At 44.8% G+C, this 20,802-nt stretch carries 12 protein-coding genes; 1 reads left to right on the plus strand and 11 read right to left on the minus strand.

Translation table 11 applies throughout. The features are described 5' to 3' along the window. Positions 1 to 501: 501 nt before the first annotated feature. The 7 genes from KDM90_RS02460 to KDM90_RS02490 all read right to left on the minus strand — a co-directional run bounded on the left by KDM90_RS02460 (position 502) and on the right by KDM90_RS02490 (position 16,467). Positions 502 to 9,447 carry a putative Ig domain-containing protein gene (locus KDM90_RS02460; RefSeq protein WP_212673995.1) on the minus strand — a complete coding sequence of 2,982 codons (8,946 nt, stop codon included), beginning with the start codon at positions 9,445 to 9,447 and terminating at the stop codon, positions 502 to 504. A gap of 10 nt (positions 9,448 to 9,457) precedes the next feature. Continuing rightward, the gene (locus KDM90_RS02465) at positions 9,458 to 10,060 is read right to left on the minus strand and encodes a hypothetical protein (RefSeq protein ID WP_212673996.1); all 603 of its coding nucleotides are present in this window, start codon (positions 10,058 to 10,060) and stop codon (positions 9,458 to 9,460) included. Positions 10,061 to 10,127: 67 nt separating this feature from the next. Next, positions 10,128 to 11,567, minus strand: a complete 1,440-nt coding sequence (locus tag KDM90_RS02470; RefSeq protein ID WP_212673997.1) for an HlyD family type I secretion periplasmic adaptor subunit — start codon at positions 11,565 to 11,567, stop codon at positions 10,128 to 10,130. A gap of 76 nt (positions 11,568 to 11,643) precedes the next feature. Next, on the minus strand, positions 11,644 to 13,800 hold the full coding sequence (locus tag KDM90_RS02475; protein ID WP_212673998.1) for a peptidase domain-containing ABC transporter: 2,157 nt from the start codon (positions 13,798 to 13,800) through the stop codon (positions 11,644 to 11,646). Positions 13,801 to 14,037: 237 nt separating this feature from the next. Further along, positions 14,038 to 14,379, minus strand: coding sequence for a hypothetical protein (locus KDM90_RS02480; RefSeq protein ID WP_329605283.1), 342 nt, complete (start codon positions 14,377 to 14,379; stop codon positions 14,038 to 14,040). 104 nt (positions 14,380 to 14,483) lie between these two features. After that, positions 14,484 to 15,062 carry a DUF4339 domain-containing protein gene (locus tag KDM90_RS02485; RefSeq protein WP_212673999.1) on the minus strand — a complete coding sequence of 193 codons (579 nt, stop codon included), beginning with the start codon at positions 15,060 to 15,062 and terminating at the stop codon, positions 14,484 to 14,486. A gap of 43 nt (positions 15,063 to 15,105) precedes the next feature. Then, complete coding sequence (locus tag KDM90_RS02490; RefSeq protein WP_212674000.1) at positions 15,106 to 16,467, minus strand: hypothetical protein; 1,362 nt, start codon at positions 16,465 to 16,467, stop codon at positions 15,106 to 15,108. A gap of 255 nt (positions 16,468 to 16,722) precedes the next feature. Here KDM90_RS02490 and KDM90_RS02495 point away from each other — a divergent pair, with 255 nt between their 5' ends. Continuing rightward, positions 16,723 to 17,067, plus strand: a complete 345-nt coding sequence (locus tag KDM90_RS02495) for a helix-turn-helix domain-containing protein (RefSeq protein ID WP_212674001.1) — start codon at positions 16,723 to 16,725, stop codon at positions 17,065 to 17,067. 37 nt (positions 17,068 to 17,104) lie between these two features. Here KDM90_RS02495 and KDM90_RS02500 read toward each other — a convergent pair whose 3' ends face one another. The 4 genes from KDM90_RS02500 to KDM90_RS02515 all read right to left on the minus strand — a co-directional run bounded on the left by KDM90_RS02500 (position 17,105) and on the right by KDM90_RS02515 (position 20,781). After that, complete coding sequence (locus tag KDM90_RS02500; RefSeq protein ID WP_212674002.1) at positions 17,105 to 18,091, minus strand: recombination directionality factor; 987 nt, start codon at positions 18,089 to 18,091, stop codon at positions 17,105 to 17,107. A 99-nt stretch (positions 18,092 to 18,190) separates the two neighbouring features. Further along, positions 18,191 to 19,198 (minus strand): YqaJ viral recombinase family nuclease, encoded by a 1,008-nt coding sequence (locus KDM90_RS02505; RefSeq protein ID WP_212674003.1) that lies wholly within the window; start codon positions 19,196 to 19,198, stop codon positions 18,191 to 18,193. 140 nt (positions 19,199 to 19,338) lie between these two features. Next, a complete protein-coding gene (locus KDM90_RS02510; protein WP_212674004.1) occupies positions 19,339 to 20,298 on the minus strand; it encodes a DUF932 domain-containing protein in 960 nt (319 codons plus the stop codon). Positions 20,299 to 20,430: 132 nt separating this feature from the next. Continuing rightward, the gene (locus tag KDM90_RS02515) at positions 20,431 to 20,781 is read right to left on the minus strand and encodes a hypothetical protein (protein WP_230409558.1); all 351 of its coding nucleotides are present in this window, start codon (positions 20,779 to 20,781) and stop codon (positions 20,431 to 20,433) included. Positions 20,782 to 20,802: the final 21 nt, after the last annotated feature.

Consider the following 20,802-nt stretch of genomic DNA (forward strand, 5'->3'; position numbering starts at 1 on the left):
AGCAAAATGCAACCTTAGATAATCTCTACTCGGACAAATTTCTATCAACTCGGCTCTGACCAGACTGCTTTGTACACCAGATCAATCGGGGAAAAACCGCTTTGAGCTCATCTACTGATACATCAATCGATAATTACGACCCGCTACAAGAAGCCACACTATAACCAAAAGAATCGTCACAAAAATCGTTGACCCAGTTCCACTGAGACGCTCCGCCCAAATCACCAATGCTCACCATACTGACCCAGCACTTACACGTACATATTAACGACGCGAATGGTACACAAATTGCACCACACCGCAGAACTTGTCAAATAAACCCTACCATCAATAATGTCACATTCTTGCTATGAGGACTGGAATAACTTACTTAAATTTGAATCCCAAAATCCCGAGCACCATACCTAACACATAAAGAAATCTTTTCCTTTCTAAAAAGAGACTCAATCCGTAAATCACTTCTTTGTTACGAAGTGATTTACGGACTTCATCAATATCAAACTAAACCAAACTAACCGTCGCGTCCTTCAAATTAGCGACAGGCTGCAAGGTCTGATTCACTGTTCCAAACTGTGCACTTGACACAAGATTCAATGCAGGTGCCATTGTGAAGCCAGACAAACTGCCCGTTTTCGTATATTGATAAGCAAGGTCACCACCCATTGCAGCAGTGTCGCTACTATTCAAATAAAACTCCAACAGCGACGCAGACAATGCCCAACTGGTCAATGAAGGATTCGCCGCTCTGGCCTGATCAAACTTGGTCACCAAACCATCAAAATTGAATTGTTCAATCTTTTTGTTATTTAGCTTATTAGTCGATGCAGCGTTATAGTCCGTCGTGCCTTCAATCACTACCTGTAAATTGGCGATGCTGTGATTGTTGACGTTGGCGTACCAGTCTTTCATCGTGACTTGTTCACTCGTGCCTGTGACTAAGATTAAGTCATTGCCCGATTTCTTGAACAGTAAATCGGCGTATTTAATCCCTTTGCCGAGCGATAGCGTGTTGTCTTTGCCTGTGCTGGCATTGACGATGTCCATACCATCACCGCGATTAAAGGCAATCACATCGGTTCCGGTACTGGTCGTGATCGTATCGTTGCCTAGGCCACCGGCGATGAAGTCATTGCCAACGCCTGCGGCAATGACATCAATTCCTGCACCGCCATCGAAGATATTATTGCCGGCAGTGTCGGTCAAGGTGTCGTCGCCTGCTGCGCCTTGCAAAATATCATTGCCTGCGGCACCGTTAAGAACATTATTGCCGCTATTCCCAGTCAATAAATTATCTAAAGTGTTGCCAGTGCCGTTGATAGCCGTTGTGCCGGTCAGTAGCAAAGCTTCCAGATTGGCGATCAGTGTGTAGGTCACTGAGGATTTGACTTGGTCATTGCCTTCGCCCGTATTTTCTGTCGCAACATCGCTAGCGTTATCGATGATGTAGATATCGTTACCCGCACCACCCGACATGGTATCGGCACCTGTGCCGCCATCGAGAATATTATTGCCGCTATTGCCGACTAGGATATTCGCCACAGTATTGCCGGTGGCGTTAATCGCTGCACTACCAGTTAAGGTGAGATTCTCTATGTTGGTGCCGAGGATGTAGCTGATACTACTTTGGACAAGGTCAGTACCAGCACTCGCAGCCTCAGTGACCACGTCTGCTGTATTGTCTACGATATAGGTGTCGTCCCCTGCACCACCTATCATGTTATCCGCGCCAGTACCACCGTCCAGTATATTGTTACCAGCATTGCCCGTGAGGGTGTTCGCTAGCGCGTTACCGGTGCCGTTAATGCTTGCCGTTCCGGTCAGCGTTAAATTCTCGACGTTGGCAGACAATGTATACGACACACTGCTATTGACTTGGTCGGTACCTTCTCCGCTGTTTTCGGTGATGAGGTCGCCGATATTGTCGATCACGTAGATGTCGTTACCTGCACCGCCAATTAAAGTATCGGCACCGGCACCACCGTCCAAGGTGTTGATGGCGCTGTTACCTGTAATAGTGTTGGGCAATGCATTGCCTGTGCCGTTAATGGCGGTGGTTCCGGTGAGAATGAGATTTTCAACATTCGCAGGTAACGTCAGGGTGACGCCGCTCTTGATGGTGTCAGTACCTTCATTCAGGTTTTCTGTGACGACATCAGTGACCACATCGACCACATACGTGTCATCACCTAAACCACCAATCAGGGTATCTGTGCCTGCACCGCCATCAAGGACATCGTTACCAGCATTACCGGTCAATTTATCATTGCCCGCTAATCCGCTTAGGGTGTCGTTGCCTGCGCCACCGGTGAGTGTATCTGCACCGCTGGTACCTGTGAGGTTGAGATTGGTGACGCTGACGACCAAGTCGAATACATCAGAGGCTGAGAGGTTTCCTGCATCTTTCGCCGTTACCTTCACGCTGATAGTTCCAACTGCACTCGGCGTACCACTAAATGTTCGTGTACTGGTATTAAAGCTTAGCCAAGATGGTAAAGCTGAACCATCGGCTAAAGTCGCGGTATAACCGAGTACATCGCCTGCATCTGGATCAGTAAAACTTGTACTTGGGACTGTATAAGTAAATGCCGTTGAAAGTGCGGCAGTTTGATCAACTAATGGTGTCGCTAAGACAGGCGTACGATTTGCTGCACTCACCGTCATCTTTAACGACTGACCGATGGCTAGTCCATAGTTATCAGTACCCCACAACGTCAGGTTCAAGGCTCCAACATTGCCTGCCGCTGCCGTTCCAGACAGTACTCTGGTGCTCGAATTAAAGCTAAGCCAGCTTGGCAATGCAGAGCCGTCTTGCATCTTCAGGCTATAGGTAACCGAATCACCAACATCGGTATCTACGATAGTATTCACGGGAACAGTGAATGAATACACTGTTCCCACTATCGTTGTCTGATTTGGCACTGCTGTTGCTATGGTCGGTGCCTTGTTGTTGGTCGCACGATCAACCATCGTTTGAATCATCACTTGATTCCAGGTGACCGCATTCGAGAATTCAACTTTATCGATTTTGTAATCGGCTGCTTCGCCATTCAAAGTTGTATTCGCTGCATAGTAATTACTGATACCAATTTGATCCGTTGTACCTTTAATCTTGAGGAATAAGGTATTACCCGACTTAAACGCAAGCACATCGGTATCCACAATATTGCCAGCAAAACGAACAACATCTGTTGCCGTTAGCAAGTCTTTATTGTCAACAGTGTCTTGCCCATCTCCACGATTGTAGACATAGATATCATTGCCTAATCCACCTGACAAATAATCATTCCCTCTAGCACCAGTGAGAACGTTACTACCCTCATTCCCCCAGAGTCCATTATTCAAGGCATTACCAGTTGCGCTGAGATCACTCCCACCATCTAACGCCAATCTTTCGACATTATCACTGAGTGTGTAGCTGACATTCGAGCGGACAAAATCATCGCCCTCATTCAGATTCTCGACAATGACGTCACCTTCATCTTCGATGCTGTAATAATCATCACCTGCACCACCCACGAAAGTATCTTTGCCATACCCCCCATACAGTGTGTCATTTCCAGCCAGACCATAAATCGTGTCGTTACCAATACCACCTCGCAGCGTATCATTGGCAGATGTGCCAGAAATGGTCTGATCTTGATCCAAATAAATTGAAAATGTTGTCGATGTTTTTAGTTTTCCACTATCCTCTACGCTTACCTGCAAATAGATCGTGTCTGTGGCATTTAGGATGCCGCTAAATGTTTTTGTCGTCGCATTAAAACTCAACCAAGCTGGCAACGGAGTACCATCAGCCAAAGTAGCCGAGTAATTTAAAGTATCGCCAACATCCATATCACTAAATGAATTGCTTGGAATAGTGAAATTAAACGCCCCACCATTCTTACCGGCCTGATCACGAATGCCATTGGTGACGTAAGGCGCATGATTAATATTCGCGGTAGCCTTATCGAGAAGGTCTTGCACATTCCAAATCGTGCCGTCAGCAAATTGCACTCGCTCTACGCCATTTTGATAAAGGTAATAGGTAGACCAAGGTGTCTTACTTTCACTGCTTCTCAAAATAATTTGATCTTCGGTATTTCTAATTTTGAGATAAATCGCAGATTCACTTTCCCCAATACCAAACTCAACCCGCACATCGGCAGGCAAGATCGTATTATCAAAAATAATGGTATCTAACTCTGTTGCTGATGGTGTCCCTTGTTCCTCTACAAAATCTTGACCGAAACCACGCGAGAATCGATAAATATCAGCACCACTACCACCGACAAGAACATCATTACCGATACCACCAATCAAGGTATCATTCCCTAGGCCACCAAATATCTTGTCATCACCACGATTCCCATTGAGGGTGTCGTTACCGCTATCGCCTTGAATAACATCATTGCCGTCAAGAGAATCAATGACGTCATCCCCACCACTGCCAGCGATCAAATCATTTCCAGAAGTTGGAGAATTCGCATTTCCAGATAATAGACGTGAAACAATTGTAGAGCTATCCCAATAGCTACCGTCGGCGAATACAATTTTTTCTATCGTATTAGTGAGCTGCAATGAGGATTGATCGACAAAGAAATTGTCGATGTCGAAGACATCCGCGCTTCCTTGTAAGCCAACCGACAATGTCGTCCCGTTGCGGCTAAAAAGCACTTCGTTTGCATGTACATCCAACGTGAATGCAACTCGATCACCGGCGGAATTAGCCCCCCAATCGCCACTATCAGAAATCAGGCGATCATGACCATAGCCATGACCAAACACAAATGTCGTATCACCCTTTCCACCGTATAAGCTGTCATCGCCTTCACCACCATCTAAGGTATCAGCGCCTGAATACGAGACCAAGGTGTCGTTACCTAGCCCGCCAATCAATTGATCTTGATCATTGACGAGTCCGTACTGATACGAATCAATTTTTCGTGAGCCCTCTTTAGAACAATCGTAGATAACGTCGTTCCCAGCTCCACCAATTAACGTATTGCTTGTTGAATTACCAGTGATGATGTTGTCAGATGCGTTGCCCGTAATCGAATTGGGACCATTTAATTCATAAGCCCAATCTTCTAAAGCAATGTTTTCTATCTGCTGATAATCTGACAGCTTATAGTTACCCGGTTTATTAAATGCAACCGTATCATTGCCTTCACCGACGTTCTCATGAATGACATCATTCACATCAACAATATAGGTATCGTCACCCAGACCTCCGCTTAAATGATTTATCGCAGAATTTTTGCTGCCATCTAAGCGATTACTCAACTCATTACCTGTGCCATTGATCGCGTTTGTGCCTGTCAGGCTAAGGTTTTCTACATTTGCAGGAAGTGCATAACTAACGCTGGACTCAATCGTATCTCCCTTAAACGCACTCAATGAATCAGAGCGATTCGTCAACAAGGTCTCAATGACAATGTCATCCACGTTATCGACGATAAAGGTATCGTCGCCACCACCGCCTATCATCGTATCTTTGCCCAAGCCGCCGTCAATGATCGGATTGCCACTTGAAATACCAGAAGCATCAATCACGTTATCCAGTTCGTTACCATTGAAATGATTCACGATATACGTGCTGGTCGGGAAATACCATGCATACATTCCTTCGCCACTGACCACCAGTTTTTCAACATTGGCTGGTAAGGTCGCGTTATAGGCCGTTGTAGTGATGGTATCGTAACCTTCATTAGCATTTTCAATGACGGTATCATTTATTTTGTCAGCATTAATCTCGTCTAATTTAGCACCATTACGATCCATAAATCCACGAGCGAAATAGAGATCATTGCCTTTACCACCAGTCAGGGTCGCGTGATCATAATAAAAATCTCCCAGGCCATTTTTACGTAAAATATTATCGCCACTATTGCCCGTAATGGCTCCACTTCCCCAACTAGATGCGTTGAGATTGAGTACGCCCGATAACTCAATATCTGCGACCAAATTATTGGGCAACTCGTAAGAAACTGAACTCACGATGCGATCATGCCCGCCTCTTTCTCCAGACACTTGATCGAGTGAATGATCAACCGTAAACGTATCGTCACCGGTTGTAGCAGTGAAATTGGACACCGTACCAGATTGATTAATCAATTTAGTCAGGATATCTGCTTTAGTCCAAACGACACCATTTCCGAACACAATAGATTCGACCGCCATATCTTCGGTAGTAGAAAAATAATCGGCAATACAAAGTTGTTCGTTAGAACCATCAATCACGAGAATCAAGTCATCGACATTATTTGCGTTATAGTAGGCAGAGTTCACACTAGACGTGCGATACAAACTGACGTTCACTGGCAAAACATCGGCATCCAACACGATTTTATCTTCACCTCCGACACCAACTCCTGCAGTTCGATCAATCACAAAATCACTTCCTTGATTTCGACCAAATCGATAGGTATCGTTACCTGATCCACCTAACAGGATATCGTTACCACTGCCACCAAATATCGTGTCATTGCCTTCGCCGCCGATCAGGAAATCATCGCCAGCATCACCTTGCAAGAAATCATCACCGATATTACCGACTAAAGTATCATTTCCGCGCAAGCCGACAATCGTGTCATCAAGACTCGTTCCCCGAATCGTGTCATTACCGTTAGTGCAGGTCAGTTTCGTAATGAGGAAATCACGCAAGGTCAATTTATCACCATTGTCGAATTGAATTTCCGAGTTCAAATACGCCTGGTCACCTGCCCGACTATAAGCAGTGAAAAAGATAGAACTATTATTTCGGGTGTCTGTGATCGTGACATCGTCACCTTCTCGTGTAATAGATAAGTTATCTCGCTCGATACCCGCGCCGAAACGTATGATGGATTTCCCGGTAAGATCAATTACTGTATCTGCGCCCCAATTTAATTCAAATTGATAGAAATCATTTCCAGTTTCACCTTTCAACACATCGTTGCCTAAACCGCCGATCAGGAAATCATCGCCAGCAGCACCTTCGAGCAGATCGTCACCATCAAATCCGTTAAGAACATCATTGCCGATGAAGCCTCGCAGATAATCCTTCTGTGAGTTTCCAATCAAAGACAATGCCTGAATGTCATTGGCGTTCATTGAAGATCCATTGGAGAACATGATCTCGCTAATCATCGAATTCCAATTCGAATCATCCAAATTGTTGAATGCATTTTTGATACGAAGCGAATCATTATTTCCTATGATAGAAATCTGCAAATCAGAGCCGATTCTCCTAAACGTAAGATCAGTGCTTACGAGCGATCCAAGAATTAATAATCTATCTACATGATCGACAGTTTCGTTATAACTTTCGATTCTATCCTTCCCACTTCCTAATCCCCATGCATACACATTATCTCCACTCCCACCACTCAAAATATCGTCGCCAGAGCCTCCCCAAAGAAAATCGTTACCATTTTCTCCAAAAAGCGAATCATTACCATTTCCTGTAAGAATAAAGTCGTCGCCATCATCACCTCGGACTAATTCGCTTAATATGTTCCTGATTAAAATATCATTTCGTTTCGAAGATTGAGTAGAGGACTGTGTAACTTCATTAAATTTGACAGTCCATTCAGTCATCTCTTGGGAAAATGATTCCACTTGAGAACTCGAAAAGCTCATCAATTGCTTAAAGATAAAAATTTTGGCGTCCCACCCCATCTCCAATAATGACTTTGAACCAACTGAACTCACAAACTCAAGTAGATCAACAATACCCTCTCGCCCTTTCTGACTTATCTCAGCTAAAAAACGGCCCTCAATTTTTTCATTAGAGAAGTCTCCCTCAATAATCGACGAGTCCATAATATCCAAATAACCACGCATTCTAGTTTGGGGAAGCAATGATTCGTAAATATCTGACTTTAAACGATCGTATGCCAACTCTATCGATGCAATTTGCGCCCCGGTAAGAGTAACCGACAGTGCCCCAGAGGAAGGTGTAAGATATTCGAATCGAGCCTCCCCCGTCGGCCCGCCGTATGAAAATCCCATAAATCGTTCCACAACACCGAGTTTTCGCATAAAACTCTCATAATCAGCATTGCCGGGAAGGTAAGTGGCTAAATGGTAGCTTAACGAGACACCGCTTTCTGACAAATCAAGAGCTTGTTGCCGATAAGACTTCATATCAGAAGTATCAGCCCACAATTGAATGAATTGATCTAGGTAATCGATCTGAAGACTGCGAGTTGTGAGGTTTGAATAAATTTGGACAAAATCTCCCAAACTAGACGATAAACTTATTGACTCACGCAGATTCCTGACACGACCAGAGCCAAAGAGATCAGGCAACGATTCTGCTTGCGAAGTAAGTGGAATCGCGTCGACAAATTTTCTATAGAACGTATCAACTAGTAGGTCTAAATTCGCAACTGCTGAGGTCGTTTCACTCAACTGCCCAGCTGATCCACTTGTACGTGTAAAGGTTCCAGTTGCAGTCTGAACATTTCCATTGCCAAGATCAAGTCGACCACCAATCGAACTAACATTAATCGAAGACACTCCTATCTCAGCGAGCGTGCTCAATTCCTCAATTTGACTTACCCCATCTTGATTTAAATCCCGCCATACTCGCAAATTCTTAAATTCCGCATCGTCCGCATCAATTTTGCTATCACCATTCGCATCCAAGTCAGACAAAGCGTCAAACCCGTTCTGAGCAAATTCCCCATTCTTTTTTAGTGTATCTACTCCCAAAAGCTCCCGACCAGAATCGATACTGCCATTTCCATTTTTGTCGATTGCTAACCAACCATCATCAGGTTTGATCCAACCACTACCAGTCTTGATACCATCGTTATTGTGATCAAACAATATTATCGTTCCATCACGCGAAGATGTTGTTTCAATTCCATCACCATCTAAATCTATAGCGAGAGGATCCCTTACCGGCGGACGTGTACCAGCAGACCCAGCGTTGCCAGCCCCGCCCCCCATACCACTCGCCCCCCATCCGCCACCAATTCCTCCAATCCCGCCCGCAGGTATTCTGAGCACTCTCGGGCCGCTTGCGATACGTTTTATATTTCCACTTTGAATACCTTTTGCTCGCACCCAATTTGGAATCATAGCTGGTATCGCGGGAAGCATTCCGCCACTAGGCACAACGCCAGCATTCACCAACACTTTAGTCGCGAAAGTCGTACAATTGTTCATCCCCTCCAAATTATAGGGGCCCGGATTCGCTTTAATTTTCTCGGCAAAATCAATAATTTTTTGGACTTGAGCGTCGGAAATTGAATACTCTTTCGAGAAGTCAGGATTAGGATGTAACGTATTGTCTTTAGTTTCGACCCTGCCTTCGGACCAAGGAGAAGGTGTCTGTCCGAAAAGAATATCATTTGGAGTAAAGCCGTAAGAATGATCTACACCCTTGGAGTCGGTAACAACAACCCAAACGTGCCCAAACATAGTTCCATCAGTTCCTCGATTAATCTGATTTATTACAACTTTTGAATCTGGCATTTCATTTTCCTTAATAATTTTTCACTTCAATTGATCTGATAAATTTGCGCTCAATAATGGTTACGTCAATTTCAGGCCTTGATTTTGACAATGCAACTACTTGAAATATCACTCTGAATCTTGGTTTTTTATTCTTACAATTAAAGTAAATTTCCAATTCGGTCCGATCATGGTCTGAAAGTGAATTCGTAAAATCACAAGGAAAAAGGGCTACTTTGACTACTTTATCAAACAACGGACTACGAACAGTCTGATCTGGAATTTCAATCAAAGTACAATCGCTTTCAGAACCAAACCAACTTACAATTCCGCATTTTGAGTCACCATCTCGAACCGCAGAAACACCAAAATTATTTTCGAGGTCTTGCTTATTCAGCTGCGCGTTAACGATAAAGACAAGATTTTTTGATAAATCTGAAGGGGTTGACGCAACAAAACCAGAAAAAACAATAAACATCACAGATATAAAAATCACAAAAAAAATTAACCAAAAACCTATTTTTTTCATTGAATCTAATGTAGCAACCTTCATGAAAACACAAAGTTTAGTTATTAAATTTATCATCATATATCCCAAAACCTTAAAAATATTTACCTTACGATAAAACAGCATGTACTATTTTCAAGCATCTTCATTTGCTTGGCTTCATCGCAGTCAATGCGAATAGCACGCGAATATTTCAACGCTCCCGCCCAGCCTCATTCACCGTTTTTTGCACAGGCGATAACAAATACTCCAGCACACTACGCCTTCCCTGATTGATCTCCGCCACAATTTGCATACCTGCATTCAACTGGTACTTCTTGCCTTGTGCATCGATCAAACTTTGTTGATCCAACTGGATGCGTGCTTTGTAGGTGGCTGTCACGCTCGCATTGTTTTCATTCGTTCCTGTCGCATTACTATTGCTAGCTGCAGTATTGGGCTTGTTAACTTCCGTGGCATCGGCACTGAGATGGGTTAGCTTGCCGCTTAACATGCCGAAGCGTTGAAACGGATAGGTGACGACTTTGATTTGGACTTTTTGACCCACTTCCACAAAGCCAACGTCTTCGTTTTTGATACTGACATCGGCATACAGTTGTTCGCCTTTGGGAACGAGCGTCATGACGACACTGCCGGGTTGCACCACTGCGCCAACCGTGGTGGTGGCGATGTCTTTGATGGTGCCGTCTTGGGGGGCCTTGAGTTCCATCAAGCCTTGTTTGTAATTGCTTTTGTCTAATGTGGGTTGGAGTTGACCGATCTTTTGTTGAAGGTCGGCGAGTTCTTTTTGTAGTTCAGATTGGTAGGTGCTTTTGATTTGTGTGAGGCGTTTTTGTTGGGCGCTGATGGTGGCATTGAGAGCGGCTACTGTGGCTTGCTGGGCGTCGAGATTTTTTTGTGTTTCGATAGCGGCGCGCTGTTTTTCTGCGCTTTGTGAATTGGCGACGATGCCTTCTTTTTCTAATTCGGCATAGGCGTCAGCAGTCTTTTTATGGGAAGGTAAGATTTGTTCGTATTTGCTTAAAATCTCTAGCGCGCTTTTACGTTCGTGTTCGGCTTTTTGAAGTAGAGAGAGTTCTTGATCGAGATTATCGCGTAGAGTTTTTCTGTGGGCTAGATATTGGTTATGGATTTGATTGAAGAGCGCATTGTCGTCTCCTGCTTTGCTTTGCATAGCTTGATCATTGAGTTCAGCTTGTAGTCGGCGCACTTGCATTTGTTGGGTGCGCAGGTCATTGCTGATGCTGCTTTGATCGGCGTTGGCTAAGGTGGTATCTAAACGTGCAATGACTTGCCCTGCTTTGACATTGTCGCCTTCATTGACCAGAAGTTCTTTGATGATGCCAGATTCAGCGGGTTGTACGATTTTGACTAGGGTTTGTGGGACTAATTTGCCTTCGCTACTGGCAATGATGTCGAGCTTGCCAAAGGCTGCCCAGATGATGAGGATGAAGACTAGTATCGATACTGACCATAGGACGATGCGACCTGTTTGACTAGGCGGATTATTTTGAATAAGTTGTAGTGGGTCGTGCCAGCGCGTGGGTGGGCGTAATTGGATAACTTGGGCGCTTAGTGTTGCTGGCGCAGCTTGCACATCTTGCGCTGGGTTATTGGTATTTGCTTGTTTCATTTTTTACCGTATTAATTCTTATGTTTATTGTGCACGTCACATCTTTATTCGCGGCCAATCCAATTAAGTAGATGCTCTAAGCATTGCTACCGACTGCTGGTGCTAATGCGACACGTTGTGCTCCCTGTGCACCCAGTCGATACACAGCGTCAACATGCAAACCTTTGGGTAAGCCGTGCGTAATGAAGAGCATAGTCACTTTGCCGCGCAGGCCGTTGATAGTTTGCGCGAAGTGCTCTGCCGTATTGATATCGAGTGCACTGGTGGCTTCGTCGAAGACTAAGATACTGGGGCGTTTGAGTAAGGCTCGGGCGATGGCGATGCGTTGTTTTTGTCCGCCAGATAAGCCAGCACCGCGTTCGCCGATTTCGGTTTGGTAGCCTTTCGGTAAAGCTTCAATGGTTTGATGGATCTCGGCCATTTTGCAGGCAGCAGCGATTTGCTCGAAACTGGCATCTGGACTGGCCATTTGTAGATTGTCGTAAATGGTACCGGAGAATAAGGTGGTCTCTTGGGGCACCACGCCAAAGTGAGCGCGTAACTCGTTGGCAGATAAATAGCGGATATCGACGCCATCTACCAAGATGCGCCCGGCAGTTGGTTGGTAGAAGCCTTGCAGTAGTTTGGCGAGCGTGCTTTTGCCACAACCGGATGGTCCCATGATGCCGATGGTTTGACCGGGTTCTACTGTCAGGCTGAGATTGTCATAGACCAAGGGTAATTCTTCAGCGTATTTGAAGGCGATTTGTTCTATCTGCACTTTGCCACTCTTTTTACCGTCACGGCTTGGCACCATGGAATAAGGCTCTGTAGGCGCGTTCATCAAATCGCCCAAACGATCCACCGATAAACGGGCTTGTTGAAATTGCTGCCATAAACCGACCAAGCGCAACATCGGTTGTGATAAACGTCCTGAGAACATTTGGAAGGCGACCAGCATCCCTATCGTGAACTCAGTGCTATGCATGACGGTGTAGGCACCTATCGCGAGGATAAACAGGGTCATGATTTGCTCTAATAGATTGGAGACGGTGTTATAGGTATTAGCGAGTTGTTTGGTGTCGAAACCAGCTTGCAGATAGCTGGCTAGATAGCCGCTGTATTTGCTATTCAATTGGGGTTCTAGTTGCAGTGATTTGACCGTTTCTAAGCCGACGATGTATTCAGTCATAAAAGCTTGATTGCGGGCACCGAGTTGAAATTGTTGTTGTAACTTGGTTTGAAACATCGGGGCGACGATGGCGCTGAGCGTCACAATCACGGCGAGTATGGCTAACACGATCAAAGTCAAGGTCACGCTGTAATAGAACATGATCGCCACGAAGATCAATAAAAACGGCAGATCGAGAATGATCGTCACCGCAGCACTGGCGATAAATTCTCGTATGGTTTCTACACCGTGCATACGGGCAGCAATCACACCGGTGGAACGGTGCTGAAAGTACAGTGGTGGGAGTTTGAACAGGCGTTCAAATACGGCAGAACCTAAAACCGCATCGACTCGATTGCCAGTGTGCAGCACTAAGTATTGTCGCAACCACGATAAGCCTGCGGAGAAAATCATAAAAACTAACATGCCGATGGCAATCACGATCAGCGTACTTTGAGTGCGATGAACGACGACTTTGTCGATGATAGCTTGGGTGAAAAGTGGTGTTGCTAGTGCGATGAGTTGAATCACTAAAGAGGCCAGCAAGATTTCTTGCCAGAGTTTTTTGTGTTTTAAGAGTTCGGGGATAAACCAACTAAAGCCAAATCGTCGCGCTTGGCGTTCTTGTTCTGCGCTGTCGGCGTCGATACCGGAATCTATTTTTGGAGTAACACGGGTGATTTGGCCGGTATAGCGTAATTGAAATTGCTCTAGCGTGATGGTTCGTGGAGCGCTGTCGGTTTGCTCCACCACCAACACATGCGTGCGGTCGGCTTGCAGAATTAAGGCCGGTGAGATGAGATTGCTTGAACTAGCTACCGTACTGCTTTCAAGTTCTGACGACATCGGCGCACGACACCAGGTAATGAGCGGAAAGGATTCTTGGTGCAGTTTTTTGGCAGCGCATTTGTGAGTGCTGGCTGTTAGACCCGTTTCATCCAAAGCATGATGCAAGGCCTGATTACTATAAGGAGCTGCACATTGCTGTTGCGCAAGTTCTAAGGAAAATGGCTTGCGGTGCAAGGCACAGAGACCTTGTAATGCCCAAAAAAAAGAAGTCTGATTCAGTTCTTGATAATTCATCGCTATTAAATTCGTTACAACTAGTTACAATCACGAACATGACGTTATAGCAATGCAATTTTTTTATCAATAGCAATCTGATATTATTTCTAGGAAATTTTGAAATTTAAATTCTTTATCAAGTTTTATTCATCACAATCAGCAAAAAAAATGATGCCATAAACTGTTTTGTGACTTTAAAAAAGCCCTCTGAAAAAGTGGCACAGTCATTGAACGACTGTGCCACTCTACTCCATTTCAGTTACAGTTTCTCAAATCAAGAATCTTAAAATCAGATAGTTTCACCCAACCAATTGTCTTGATTGGAGCATCCTCAACTCCGGGCACAGTAGCAAGTTGTACAAAACCATTAGCTTCAGCCTTGATGGTAAATGCATCGAAAGTTGTGAGAACTTGCTTTTCGCTTGGCGCAGGAGTTGGCGAAATGTAGATGGGTTTGATAAATTCTAATCGACCACCTTTACCCGGTTTCGATTTTGGATAGACACATTGCCCCACGTTTGATGCGGCAAAAACTTGACTGCAAGCCGCAAGCAATGCAATTGAGAGAACGATTGAACGCATTTTTATACCTTTCACATTTGTTTAAAAAAATTGACCAAAGTTTTTTGGTCGAGAGGCAGCGGAAATTTGAGTAAGTCAAAAATACAATTAACTCAATCAACCGCCATAGTTCTACACACCTACACAGCAGTTAGCAGTACCAAAACAAAACAAGTAATCCAGACGAAAAAATATGCTGGGCTTTGCTTTAATGCTCCCGCGCGCTTGAACAAATAAACTGGTACTAGCCAAACCCAACTGCCAAATTTCCCAGTGTCAGTACCAGAGAGCTTCAATTTCTTTTCATCCCAAAATGAAAGCCCAATATTTAAGAAGAGTGTTACATACCAAAACGTGCCATTGGCAATTGCCGCCTCTGCCGCTTGCTCATTCGTGTGGTACACAGCACCTGCAATAAAGTGCTCTAACAAGAACCCTAGAATTGGCGCAAATGCCAAAACCCAGACGAGCGTGTTATTGACATGATCACCAGTAAGTGGCGGTGGTGATGTGCTATCCAAATACGTCTTGAGTTCTGTATTTTCGATTTGAGTCCAATTGGGAAATCCTTTACGCCAAACCAGCGCGCCATGCGTCAAAAATTTATTCCGAATTAAAGTAATCATTTCTTCTTCGGAAATCGCGCCGATCCTCTGCCCCGCATTTTCATAGAACCATTGATTTTGTTCCGTACTCGATTGCATTTCAGTTGTAGTCATATTGCGTCCGCATTTTTAATAAGTTTTAGAAGAAGTGGATGAATTACTTTGATGGGTCGTTTGTGTCATTGAGAGCTAATTGCACACCGTCTTCTCGTACCACGCTACCGTCAAAAGTGATGGTTGAACTGCCTCCCATTTTAGGAATGACGATTTCAATCAAGTTCTCTGATTGTTTGAAAGTAGCGTCGGTTGAGCAGGTTCCAAAATAAGGTGTGAAATTGAGATTCGCTTTCTCGATGGTGAGGAAGAAGAATAATGCCTCACAGCTGTTACCCATGCCCCCTGAGGTTCTCATCAAGATGACTTCTTTTCCACCTGCCAATTTGAAACCACGCACAATCTCGTGCCACTGAGCGCCTTCACTTTGAAAGATCGCTTTGTTATTTAACGTGATGGAGGCCTGATCCATTCCAGGTGTACTTGCCGCGAATGTTCCTATTGAAGTCGTAATACTAGGGAGAAGTCCATTGGCATAATAAACATTCCCTTCCGCTATCGTATTTTGTCCCGAACTAACTTCAGCGGTTGAAGGTGAACTCGCCTTCGGTGCCGCATCTTCAAGAATAGATTGCAATTGTGCTTCCGCTTCCTTCGCTTTGTATTGCTTGTAAGCTGGAGCGCCGACTGCAACGACAATGCCCAAAACAAACGAAGCACAAGCAAGTCCAATTCCCCATTGAGACCATTTTTTCTGTACTGAATTGAAATGATCCAAGTCACGCCATGCACGATTTTTCCAAGCCATTTCACGGCCTTTAACTCCCAGCCAAATCATGACAACGATATTGACGTAAGGGATTAGCGCTAACAGACCTATCCATGTACGATTTCCAATTGCCCATATCCAGCTAAGAAAGAATGCTCCCCAACTCCATCCTTTCACACCCGCAATATCATGTATCGGTGCACTAACTGGATTGTCAGTTTGAGAGTTTGAGGGCAAGTCAGGAGGTAAGGTACCCACCGATTCTGCGTTGGTTCGAAGATGTGGAATTTCTGGTGGAAATGCTGAAGACAATTCGGCAGCAGACATCTCAGATGATTGAGTCGCCCGTTTCGGTGCTGCCTGCGCAGAGCTAGATTTATCGCCATACATTTTTAAAAACATGATTAGCGAACGAATGCCGACAAATATCAACAAAGGGCCTTGTACAACATATAGACCCATGAAATAGCAAATTAGAGAAGCCGCTGAAAACAATAGCAGCAAGAGCCAATCTAATTCTTTGGTGCCTGCGAAATTTTCTTTCTTATGCAGAACAAATAATCGAATACTCAAACCAGCGCACGCACCTGTCGTGATGCTGATGATCGATGTCGACCGTGTGAAATATAAAAGAGCGACCGTTAAAAGCGATATAGCAATCAATGCTATATGAAAATTTTTATTTGATTGATTCATTGCTGTGACTTTCTTATTCGGAGTTAATTAAATTTTTGTGTGCTTATGCGATGAAACTGAAGAATCGTGTATCTACAAAATGCGATGAACTCATTTCCAATCAATCTAACCAAGATATGCCGCTTGATGGTTCGCACAATTTCGAGATACGCAGTCCATAACAGTCTATCAACCTAATTGGTTGATAGTCAACCTTATAAGCACTTCATGTTTTTTGGTTGAACGACGACCATTTGGGTTGATCGGAGGAGCGGCATGAAGGTAAATGAAAAGACTTTGGCGAAAGGAATAGGGCATGCAATTTCAAAACGCCGTATTGCGAGTGGACTAACACAAGAGGATGTGGCAGAACGACTTGGTGTTGGTAATGAAGCGATATCAAGAATGGAACGCGGCTCCGTCATTCCAACAATCTTGCGTTTGGTAGAATTGGCCGAGATCTTTGATTGCCCAATAGGTGAATTACTTTTTGAAACCAGTAACCGCCCTGAAGATCAAGCACAAGTCATCACAAAGATGTTGGAAAAGCTAACATTGAATGACCGTATCATTGTTCTTGATATCTTAGAGAAACTTACAGACAGACTACGGCGCAAGTAACTCAACAATCACAACCAAGATGAAGCGGAATCGTCTGTTATAGAGCGTTCGGCGTGCCGAGCACAATGTCGGACTGGGCAACAACTGATTCAAGAGCCGCCGTTGGTATCGTGATTTTCGAACCTTTCCTTGCGAGAATTTGATCGAGCTTGCCAGTCAAATTTGATGGCACATTCTCAATTGAAGTTGCCTGACGAGCATCGTTACCATCCAGTTCGCCAGCATTCACATAAAATTCATCAAGCAAGTTTTTAACTTGCTCAGAATCTTCTTCAAATAGACCATTTTTGAAACCTGAACGTGCAGTCTCGTCTAAGACGTTCTGATCAAACCCATATTCCCGCCTCTTTGAATCTTCCGCTCTGGCCTCTATGAGAGCTTGTTCCAGTGATACCCCATCGCGAATCGTTATATCGACATAATAGACTGGGCTGCGATGACTCATAGTCGTGCTCTTGCCACGTAACTTCAATTGCAGCGGTAAACAAGCAAGACGATCACCTGACGTTGCCTGATAGTACGAGAGCCGCGCTGTCAATGTACGGATACTGTTATAGCCAGTCGTTCTAAAGATAAACGTACCAAACTCATCATCGTCATTCAGTTTTACGTTTAGACGACCAAACGGCTTGCAAGTGCCACCCTCTGCAAATTCGCATTGATCCGGCGATGGACAAGCTAAATTTTGAATGCCACTACTACTATAGCGGCGACAGGTTTCTCCATTACCTACGCAAATTGGACGACCAGTTTTTCGGTCAAAAAAACAGTATTCCGCACGCAGATTTAACGCAGGATCATTAAAGAGCAAACGTACAGGAATCGACCTTAACTTATCTTGTCCTGATGTTTTAAGTAATTGATCGTGAACCGGATGTTTAATCCAGCCATCTTTGCCCTGAATATTCGAGGTGATAGTGAAGAAATCTTCTTTCACTGGAAGACGCTTACCATTTTTCTCGACCACACTACCAATGGCGATTCGCCCTAATGTAGGGGGAGTGATTGCTAAACCTTTTATCATGATGATGTATTCCCATAAAAAATGCCCGTACTCGGATCAACACGAGACGGGCGTGGATTGAGTAATTTAATTGTTGCGATGATCAAATAGAGAACCTCGCTACGTTGAAATAAGGAACCGACGATTACCAGGCTTCACAAGTGGATAGCGTTCAGGAATGTCAGGCTGGTCAAGCAGTAACTTGGCAATGTCAATACCATGGCTATCTTTTGATCGCCTGAAGCTGACCTTTCCAGTCTCGAAGACGGCGACACTTGCGTCCCCCATCTTCTCTTGAATCTTTTGTTTCAACAGTGATTCCAACTCTTCACGATTGGCAATGTCTGCACGTAAGTTGACCAAGTCAGCGAACGTGGCAGACATTTCCGTATCATCGGCAAAATCGATGGTGTTGCCAGTATCCTTCGGATAAAGGTAGCGCAAAGCGCGATCTGCTGATTCAGAGCCATCAGCGGGTGGTGGAGTATCAGTTTCGACGTAGTGCCAGAACTGCCGTTCCAGCTTGATTAAGCGTGCAATCAATTCATCGTCACGATGTATGCGGTAGACGCGAATTTCTTGACCACAAATGAGCACGCAAACATCCGCAGATCCTTTTCCTGTCACTGCTAGTTGATGCTGTACTTGACAGACAACGTAGTCCGGCACGCCGTCACGCCAAAGGCGCGCACCAAATTCTCCAGCCGTTTTACATTCAAGGATTTGCACATCATTCGCGCCAACGACTTCGCGATCGATATTCGCCAGCATCCAAGATTTATCTTCGTCAGCATGCTGTAACACGGCATTGATTTTACGAACCCGATTGCCTGTACGCTTGGTGTAGTGCGCTGCGACGATTGGTTCTAGTAAGCTCCCCCAATACGTCGGGCTTGTTTCATCATTGGGATCGATTTTAGGCATATCACCATCACGCCCCGTTTTGATCATCCACAATTCTAAGGGTGATTGATAAGGGTTGAGGCCGACAGCGGTACCAGCATCACTGCTGCCAATTCCACGTTTTCTGACTTCTAACCATTCGTCACGACTCAAGTCTTGAGTTTTTACAAGGCGGAGTGCTGGACGATTTACTTTAGATGATTCTATTTTCTTAGCTATGTGCATAATGTATTCTCCATAGACAAAATAAAAAGCCCGGTGAGCATTCACTCGACCGGGCAGGGATTTAGCATTTTCAGTTTATTGTGCCCATAATGCTGAAAGACACGAGTTGTTATTAACACTCAGATAAAGTGCTGCAAGACTTAGGCAATCATGAGCAGAGCTTGATCAAGCGCTTTTTGCTTGAGTGATGCCCCCTGACCAAACCAAGCAGAATCAAGCCGATGATCAATCGATTTGGCGCGACGTTCATGGTCAACAAACTCTGTAATGGAATTGAGTAGGCCAAACGCCGTATCTTTCGACGAGGCGAGTTCGGCTCCTCGACCACGTCCATCGTAAAGCTCCTGCACTTTCTTAATCGCACGCTCATTTGACAGTCCTGTTGCAGTGGTGTTGGGATCTGTGAATACCTTCAGAAAATAATTCATCGCCTCGTGTGATTTCACTTTACGCTCCGAGAGCGTTTTCATGCGATACATAAATGCATCCCATGAGGCCACAGAGACGCCCAATTGACGTTTGACGGCCTGCGCATCAAAGCTCGTGCTGTGCGGTACCTTAACGGCATTGCTGCCACTGTTTAATGCGATAGCTAATGTATTCTGGCAAACGACGCGCACACTCGTAAATTGTGCCGTGGTCGCCAGCGTTCCATCACATGCAGTGGCAAGCAATAAATAACCGTTGACGACATCATTTCCTTTTAATGCGGCTGTTTGATTGGTCTTCGCCAACGCCCACACCTTGCGCCCATCTTTGAGTACGCCTGCCGTTTCCAGTTCAAAGCCAGATATCTGCGTCAAGTCGCGATAGAACTCCAAAATTTCTCGCGGTTGCACGACTTGATAACGGTTGGAAACCACTGATAGAGCTGTTTTAGTATCCGAACGGTACAAAACTTTTTGCTCCGGAAAAGACATAATGGCACCAAGGCCACCTGCGCTTTCTGTCATGAAGCGCACTGGTGATTCCTTGATGTCAAATGCCATTCCTGCTTGCTGTGCCCATACTTCTATTGATTGTTTCTTGGTAAGTTGATTGCCTAGTCCGTGCCAGGGTACTGCGTCGACGTAAGCCATAGTTTGAATTTGATGTGCCATGGATGATTTCCTTAAAATTGAATGAGTGAAGTCCCGCCGTTGAAATAATCGACGGCATCTTTGAATGAACTATTTGGAATGTTGCAAATGATTGCGTAGATGAACTACGGGAGAATTGACTTAATTTTGCTACTAAGCGAAGGCTGTGGATGAATCTGAAGGAATACTAAATTCGTGATGACAAATGAGGCACTGATAGTTACTGAAAAGGTGCTCATCAAAAGTTTCACCTATTTTTGAGCCAGCGATGCATCCTGTAGACCCTCCAATTAAGCCGCCGAAAATAGCACCTGCCATACTGCCTAAAACTGCTCCAGCGGGGCCAAAAACAACCCCAACAGTCATGCCAATCTCAGCACCGCTCATCGCACCAGCAGCGCCAGCCGCAGCGCCTGCGACTGTGCCGATGGTGCCTCCTGCTTTTTTACCGTAGTCTTTTGTTTCTATTCTTAGTGAGTCACAACTTGGACATTGAATTGCCATGAATAATTGCTCCTTGTAGTT

Origin of the sequence: Affinundibacterium fentianense, assembly GCF_018139545.1 — a bacterium.
Taxonomy (GTDB): Bacteria; Pseudomonadota; Gammaproteobacteria; order Burkholderiales; family Burkholderiaceae_D; genus Undibacterium; species Undibacterium fentianense.

Excerpts from the sequence above, each read along its gene's own strand:
- KDM90_RS02460 (WP_212673995.1), bottom strand. The coding sequence starts at position 9,447 with ATGCCAGATTCAAAAGTTGTAATAAATCAGATTAATCGAGGAACTGAT.
- KDM90_RS02465 (WP_212673996.1), bottom strand. The coding sequence starts at position 10,060 with ATGCTGTTTTATCGTAAGGTAAATATTTTTAAGGTTTTGGGATATATG.
- KDM90_RS02470 (WP_212673997.1), bottom strand. The coding sequence starts at position 11,567 with ATGAAACAAGCAAATACCAATAACCCAGCGCAAGATGTGCAAGCTGCG.
- KDM90_RS02475 (WP_212673998.1), bottom strand. The coding sequence starts at position 13,800 with ATGAATTATCAAGAACTGAATCAGACTTCTTTTTTTTGGGCATTACAA.
- KDM90_RS02485 (WP_212673999.1), bottom strand. The coding sequence starts at position 15,062 with ATGACTACAACTGAAATGCAATCGAGTACGGAACAAAATCAATGGTTC.
- KDM90_RS02490 (WP_212674000.1), bottom strand. The coding sequence starts at position 16,467 with ATGAATCAATCAAATAAAAATTTTCATATAGCATTGATTGCTATATCG.
- KDM90_RS02495 (WP_212674001.1), top strand. The coding sequence starts at position 16,723 with ATGAAGGTAAATGAAAAGACTTTGGCGAAAGGAATAGGGCATGCAATT.
- KDM90_RS02500 (WP_212674002.1), bottom strand. The coding sequence starts at position 18,091 with ATGATAAAAGGTTTAGCAATCACTCCCCCTACATTAGGGCGAATCGCC.
- KDM90_RS02505 (WP_212674003.1), bottom strand. The coding sequence starts at position 19,198 with ATGCACATAGCTAAGAAAATAGAATCATCTAAAGTAAATCGTCCAGCA.
- KDM90_RS02510 (WP_212674004.1), bottom strand. The coding sequence starts at position 20,298 with ATGGCACATCAAATTCAAACTATGGCTTACGTCGACGCAGTACCCTGG.
- KDM90_RS02515 (WP_230409558.1), bottom strand. The coding sequence starts at position 20,781 with ATGGCAATTCAATGTCCAAGTTGTGACTCACTAAGAATAGAAACAAAA.